This is a genomic window from Lentzea sp. NPDC006480 (assembly GCF_040611995.1).
GTDB lineage: Bacteria > Actinomycetota > Actinomycetes > Mycobacteriales > Pseudonocardiaceae > Lentzea.
Window position 1 is genome coordinate 1 of sequence record NZ_JBEXPJ010000289.1, and the last position, 5,834, is coordinate 5,834.

8 protein-coding genes and 1 pseudogene are annotated in these 5,834 nt (G+C 67.9%); 6 read left to right on the forward strand and 3 right to left on the reverse strand.

The window, feature by feature from the left end; all coding sequences use genetic code 11:
* On the reverse strand, nucleotides 1–584 hold a 584-nt coding region (locus ABZX92_RS44860; RefSeq protein WP_355572149.1), incomplete at its 3' end, for a biotin/lipoyl-binding protein.
* 89 nt (nucleotides 585–673) lie between these two features.
* On the opposite strand from ABZX92_RS44860, the gene ABZX92_RS44865 reads away from it, so the two are divergent.
* The 4 genes from ABZX92_RS44865 to ABZX92_RS44880 all read left to right on the forward strand — a co-directional run bounded on the left by ABZX92_RS44865 (nucleotide 674) and on the right by ABZX92_RS44880 (nucleotide 3,356).
* The gene (locus tag ABZX92_RS44865) at nucleotides 674–1,567 is read left to right on the forward strand and encodes a helix-turn-helix transcriptional regulator (protein WP_355572151.1); all 894 of its coding nucleotides are present in this window, start codon (nucleotides 674–676) and stop codon (nucleotides 1,565–1,567) included.
* Complete coding sequence (locus tag ABZX92_RS44870; RefSeq protein WP_355572152.1) at nucleotides 1,542–1,715, forward strand: DUF397 domain-containing protein; 174 nt, start codon at nucleotides 1,542–1,544, stop codon at nucleotides 1,713–1,715. The genes ABZX92_RS44865 and ABZX92_RS44870 overlap by 26 nt, the downstream gene beginning before the upstream one ends.
* 62 nt (nucleotides 1,716–1,777) lie before the next feature.
* Nucleotides 1,778–2,335, forward strand: coding sequence for a hypothetical protein (locus ABZX92_RS44875; protein WP_355572154.1), 558 nt, complete (start codon nucleotides 1,778–1,780; stop codon nucleotides 2,333–2,335).
* Between the two features lie 4 nt (nucleotides 2,336–2,339).
* Nucleotides 2,340–3,356 (forward strand): hypothetical protein, encoded by a 1,017-nt coding sequence (locus ABZX92_RS44880; protein WP_355572156.1) that lies wholly within the window; start codon nucleotides 2,340–2,342, stop codon nucleotides 3,354–3,356.
* A gap of 2 nt (nucleotides 3,357–3,358) precedes the next feature.
* On the opposite strand, the gene ABZX92_RS44885 is transcribed toward ABZX92_RS44880, so the two are convergent.
* The gene (locus ABZX92_RS44885) at nucleotides 3,359–4,123 is read right to left on the reverse strand and encodes an SDR family oxidoreductase (protein ID WP_355572158.1); all 765 of its coding nucleotides are present in this window, start codon (nucleotides 4,121–4,123) and stop codon (nucleotides 3,359–3,361) included.
* An 85-nt stretch (nucleotides 4,124–4,208) separates the two neighbouring features.
* Between ABZX92_RS44885 and ABZX92_RS44890 the strand changes: the two genes are divergently transcribed.
* Together ABZX92_RS44890 and ABZX92_RS44895 are read left to right on the forward strand one after the other, a co-directional pair.
* On the forward strand, nucleotides 4,209–4,604 hold the full coding sequence (locus ABZX92_RS44890; protein WP_355572160.1) for a helix-turn-helix domain-containing protein: 396 nt from the start codon (nucleotides 4,209–4,211) through the stop codon (nucleotides 4,602–4,604).
* Between the two features lie 20 nt (nucleotides 4,605–4,624).
* Nucleotides 4,625–5,632, forward strand: coding sequence for a hypothetical protein (locus ABZX92_RS44895; protein WP_355572161.1), 1,008 nt, complete (start codon nucleotides 4,625–4,627; stop codon nucleotides 5,630–5,632).
* A 19-nt stretch (nucleotides 5,633–5,651) separates the two neighbouring features.
* Here ABZX92_RS44895 and ABZX92_RS44900 read toward each other — a convergent pair.
* Nucleotides 5,652–5,834, reverse strand: a pseudogene (locus ABZX92_RS44900) (hypothetical protein); the annotation flags it as partial.

Here is a 5,834-nt window from a genome sequence, read left to right on the forward strand (position 1 = left end):
GTCACGACGACGAACCCGGACTGCGTCGTGGTCGTGCTCGTCGTCGAACTGGTGTTGCTGGACGCGTTGCTGCTCGCGCCGACCTTCTGGCCCACCGAGCCGGTGATCGACGTGATCGTGCCGTCGCCGGGTGCGGTCAGAGTGGTCGAGGCGAGCGTGTCCTGTGCCTGCTTGAGCGCGAGCTGCGCCTGCCGGTACGCCGTGAGCAGAGTGGTCGTGCCGGTGCCCTTCGCGAGGGCCGCGTCGACGTTGCCCTGCGCGATGTCGACCTGCAGCTGAGCCTGCGTCGGGTCGAGCTTCGCGAGCGTCTGGCCCTTGGTGACCGCGTCGCCGACCTTGACGTCGACCTCGGTGACCGTGCCCGCCGCCCCGAACGACGCGGCGGCGCTGAACGAGCTCTGCACCGTCCCGGACGCCGTGACCACCTCGCTGACGTCACGGTTCGCCGCTGCGGCCGTGCGCGCGGCGGTGGGCTGAGCACTGCCGGAGGAACCGAAGAACACCAGGTAGCCGGCCACACCGGCACCGAGGAGCACCACCACCAGCAGTCCGTTGATCAACAAGGATCTGCGACGTCGAGTCATGGGCACGGATCGTCGTCTGCCAAGCTGTAGACGGGCTGCGAGATTCCTGGCAGTTTCCTGATGATCGCCGCAGCGTCGTTTTCACCCGAATGAGCGGCTGGGTTGCTCGAAGAGCAAGATTTAGCGTCGTTGGCATGGCCACGACCACTCCTTCCACTGCTTACAGCAGGGACCTCGGCGACGAACTACGCCGTTTGCGTGAAACCTGCACGGGCTTGAACGGCAACGCGCTGGCGTTGAGGCTCGGCTGGGATCCGAGCAAGGTGTCGACCATCGAGCGCGGCAAGTTCCGTCCGAGCGAGATCGACCTCGTCCAGTACCTGACGATGTGCGGCAAGGACATCGACTACTTCCTCGACTTCAAACGGCGCTACCGCAACGCGTTCGAGGAGTACTTCGTTCAGGTACCTGACAACTTGCGCACACTCGCGATGGCTGAGGCCACGGCCAAGACGATCGTCACCTATGACGCACAGGCAGCGCCGGGCCTCCTGCAGACGTCGGAATACGCAGCTGGTGTGTACCGGGCGGCCGGCTTGGTGACTGAGGAGCGAATCCCGACGCTGGTCCACCTTCGGACTGACCGCCAGGCGATCCTGCGGCGAGCCCAACGGCCGACTTGCTTGTTCTACATCCATGAGCACGTGTTGCAGACACGGGTCGGCGACGACCAGATCATGAAGGACCAGTACGCCCGGCTCCTGCGCGCTGCCTGGATGATCCGCATCATCCGCGCTGACGCTCCTGTGATTGCCACGAGCTTTCAGCTGTGGGAGTACGCGAAGGCCAACCCGGTGGCGTTCGTCGAAACCGACCTGGCGAAGGTGTTCGTGCAGGATCCAGGCGCCATCGTGCGGACTCGGCTGCTGATCGACCGCCTGGCCGCACTCGCGTTGGATGCGGAACAATCGCGGAGGGTGCTGGCGGAGTACGCCGGCCGACCGCGAGAGGACTTCGATGACGCAGGAACGAGCATGGCGTAAGAGCAGCTACAGCGGTGGATCGGAGGACGGTGCGTGCGTCGAGGTGTCGCTGTCCTCCGACGCGCTCGTCCGCGACTCCAAGAACCCGTCCGGAGCCGTCCTGACCTTCTCGTCCGCTGCTTGGAAAAACTTCCTGGAACTTCGTTGAACCGTTGACCGTCTCAGCTCGTGTTCCCGCCGTTGAACGGGATCATCAGGGGGGACGGGGCCATGGCTGACGAGAAGACGGTGCTGATCGGCCGGTGCGGTCCGACTGTGCTGCTGCCGAAGCAGGGCGCGTCGATCACGCAGCTGCGCCGCACGAAGCCGCTGCGGGTCGACGTGGCGGGCGGCGGCCCGGTCGGTCTCGCCTTCGCCTGCACGCTGAAGTCGTTGCTGGGCGACCAGGTCAGCCTCCGCGTGCACGACCGCCGCTGGATGCGCCAGGGCAACCGCGTGGTCTGGCGCGGCGCCGCCGAGGGCAACAACCGCCGCGAGCAGGTCGTGACCCTCCAGAGCAACGTCTGGGCCGCTCTCCCTTCCGCGGTCCAGCACCAGCTGTTCGCCGCCGGCAGGTTCTCCGAGATGTGGCCGTTCGGTCCGGACTCCCCGGAGTCCAAGGGCCGCCCGCGCAACATCAAGATCCGCTGGATCGAGGACGCCCTCCTGGACATGGCCCAGGACACCTACGGCATCGAGCTCGTCCCGCGGCCTGGACGAGAAGCCGGACCGCTGGGACGGCCTGCACGTCCTGGCCATCGCGGACGGCGCCCGTTCGGCGACTCGTGACTCGTTGTCCTCCTTCTTCGGCACGCCGAGCCGCGAACTGTTCTCCGTGGACGGTTCTCCGCTCGACGAGCGCGTGCTGGGCATCCGCGTCACCGCCAAGGTCCCGGACGAGCACACCGTGCCGTTGACCGTGGGCCAGAACCGCTTCCTCTTCAACTCGCTCGGCGGCGGCTTCATCAACATGCGCCTGACCGCCGAGGAGGCCTCCGAAATCGTTGCCCTGGGCGAAAACGGACCGGTCTCGTGCATCGGCAAGTTCGGCTGCACCATGCGTCCTTCTGCCGGCGGCCGCTTCGTCTGCGACCGGCACCGCGCGGTCTTCAAGCCGTCGGTCGACAAGCTCTCCTACCTGTGGCCCAGAATCCTGGACGGCCTGCGCTTCTTCGGCGTCGGTGCGGCGGACGTCGTGGGCATCAACTCGTTCACCCTGGGCATGCAGCAGATGTCGAAGTTCACGGCCCAGCTGGCCCCGTCGACGTTCGGCTTCCTGCTGGGCGACGCCGCGAACTCCCTGCACTTCTGGCCCGGCCGCGGCCTGAACACGGGCCTGAAGTCAGCGCTGTCGCTGGCCGTGAACCTGCAGAAGCGTTGGCGCGGCTCAGCTTTCCGCGCCGCCGACTTCGCTTCGCACGAGGGCGTCATGCAGCAGCTGCAGTACCGCGAGAAGTCCCGCGCCTGGACCACCATGCTCATGCCCGACTCCGAAGGCGTCCCGCGCGGCATCGAAGACCGCATCCGTGAGGGCCTGCAGGGCCCGTTCGACCGCGCCGCTCTCGTCCAGACGCTGTTCGAGCGCGTCTTGGACATCAAGAAGCGACTGTCCGGCCGCATGGGTTCGTTGGCCACCGACGAGTGGTACTACGGCCGCATCAACGCCTTGGACACCAGGACGTTGAAGGTCATGGTCGAGTCCGGTGCGTGGATCACCCGCGAGATCGGCGGCGAGGAAGTCGTCGTCCCCACCGCCGAGCCCACCCCCGTCGCCGAACCGGCCCGCCGCGGCCTCTCCCTGGTCTCCTGAGGTCAGGACGCGGTCAGCTGCTGGCCGAGCACGTCGAAGCCGCCGTCGAGCCGGATCACCTGGCCGGTCGCCGAGCCGAAGGCGTCCTCGGCCAGCAGCGCGACCGCGGCGCCGATGTCCTCGGGCTCGAGGACTCGGCCGAGGACTGACCGCTGCGCGAAGAACGCCCGCCGGTCGTCGTCGAGGAAACCGGCTGTGGCGTCGGTGTTCACCGGGCCCAGGGCGAGGGTGTTCACGGTGACGCCGTGCTGTCCGGCGGCCGCGGCGACATGGCGGCTGAAGGTGTTCAGCGCCGCCTTCGCGGTGGAGTGCGCGGCGAGCATGCCGACCTCGTCGGCGAGCGTGCTGGAGATGTAGACGATCCGGCCGGCACGCTGCTCGCGCATGATCGGCAGAACCCGCTGCGTCAGGTGGTAGGACCCGGCCAGTTCACCGGCCACCTTGCCGACGAACGCGTCCCACGGCAGCGACGCGAGCGGTTCGAACGGCGGCTGGACCGTGTTCGCGTTGCACACCAGCACATCCACCCGCCCGTGTTCGGCGCGGACCCGGTCGACCAGCGCCGCCACCTGCGCGTCATCGCACACGTCGGCCTGCTCGGCCTGAGCGGTCCCACCGGCCGCCTCGATGTCGGCGACCACCTGCTTGGCCGCGTCAGCGTTGCGGTGGTAGTTCACGATCGCGTGGTGTCCGCCGCGTGCCAGGCTGCGCGCGATCGCCGCGCCGATACCGCGGCTCGCTCCGCTGACAAGTGCCACTGTGCTCATCGATCCTCCTTGTGTGCCAACGAGAACCGACGCTAGGAGCCGGGCTTACAAAAGGTAAGGACTTACTTTCTTGTAAGCTCCAAACGTGCGGGAAAACCTTGAGGCCAAGCGGCCTGCGCCGGATCGGCACAGTGATCTGTTCCACAGCGACTGCCCCGGCCGGGCCATCTTCGACGACATCACCAGCCGCTGGGCGCCGCTGATCCTGGTCAAGCTGGCCGAGAGCCCGTTGCGGTTCTACGAGCTGCGTGACCACATCGGCGGCATCAGCGAGAAGGTGCTGTCGGAAAAGCTGCGCCTGCTCACCCGCGACGGACTGGTCGACCGCTCGGTCGAGCCGGCGATCCCGCCACGGGTCAGCTACGCGCTCACGGACTCGGGCCACAGCCTCGCCAAACCACTGCGCCAACTCATGCGCTGGGTCGCCGACAACGGCGAGACCGTCCTGGCCAGCCGATCCGCTGCAAGACCGGCGCCCTGAGGGCATGGGATGGTGAGGCGGTGGACACGACTGAAACCCTGGGCGCCGTGGCACATCCGGGCGGCATGCTGGTGCGTCGACCCGAACTGACCGTCGGTGTCGTGCGTGCGGTGTCACGGCTTTCGGCTTTGGAGATCGAACTGCTGGCCCGCCGTCCACTGGATCGGCGTAGTGCCACCGAACGGCAGCAGGACATCCGCGGCCGGCGCCCGAGCCGGCCGGCGGTCGCCCCGCGCCGGTTGCTGCCGGAGTACGACGAGGGCATGGACCTGCGCGTCGGCCGGCTCGATCCCGACGGCCGTGCGCACTGGGAGTTCGCCACGACCTGCTCGTCGAGCAGCGGCGACTACTACCACCTCGGCACGTCCGGTCCCAGTTACCGGTCTGTGGTCCGGTTCCCGCCGGCATTCGACGAGATGTCGCTCGTGCTCGCGTGGCCGGAGATCGGCTTCCCGGAAACGGTCATCACCATGCCGCTGCCCGACCGGACCACCGTCGAGCGCGCCACAACCTCGATCTGGCAGGCGCCACTGGATGGTCGTCCCGTGCCGGAAGGGCTCGTCCACCGTGCCGGCCGCCACCACGACTCACCGGCCGCAGAAGCAGGCACGAACGTCGCCCCACCCCGTGTCCTGCACCGCCTCGATCACCGCGTCGCCGTCGTGCTCAGCCGACTGACCGCCGCGGACTCGGTGCTGTCCATGGAACTGCTCGCCATCGCCAAGGGTGATGCCGCGGACGCGATCAGCTCCCAGGCGTTCCACGGCCGGCGACGGATGTCAGGCGAGCTGGAGGACCCGGTCCACCTCCGAGCGGCGGGTCCTGGCGCGTCCGTGGCCGTGGTTCAGGGAAACGAGGCGTTCTGGATCCGATCGGGTGACGGCTCCTTCTCCGGTGGAGACCAGACCTTCTCCGGCAGCCAGGAGTTCACCCTGAACCGCCCGCACGACGACCTGCTCGACTTGATCGTGGCCTGGCCTCTCGCCGGACTCGACGACGTACGAGTGCACATCCCTCTCGGATCATGAGGGACTCATCACCCGCGGTTCACCACTGGTGGGCGACGTCCACGACGATGCGGTCGGGCAGGGTGAACACCCGGAACGGCAGCCGTGCGCGGGTACCGAGCCCGAGGTCTGTGGTGCCCTCCCAGGACCCGGCCCAGGCGACCTGCCGGAACGTCCGGTAGCCGGTCACGTCCACGACCTCGGCCGGGTTTGCCGGCTGGTA

Coding starts and splice junctions, on each gene's coding strand:
- ABZX92_RS44870 (WP_355572152.1), top strand. CDS start 1,542: ATGACGCAGGAACGAGCATGGCGTAAGAGCAGCTACAGCGGTGGATCG.
- ABZX92_RS44875 (WP_355572154.1), top strand. CDS start 1,778: ATGGCTGACGAGAAGACGGTGCTGATCGGCCGGTGCGGTCCGACTGTG.
- ABZX92_RS44865 (WP_355572151.1), top strand. CDS start 674: ATGAGCGGCTGGGTTGCTCGAAGAGCAAGATTTAGCGTCGTTGGCATG.
- ABZX92_RS44885 (WP_355572158.1), bottom strand. CDS start 4,123: ATGAGCACAGTGGCACTTGTCAGCGGAGCGAGCCGCGGTATCGGCGCG.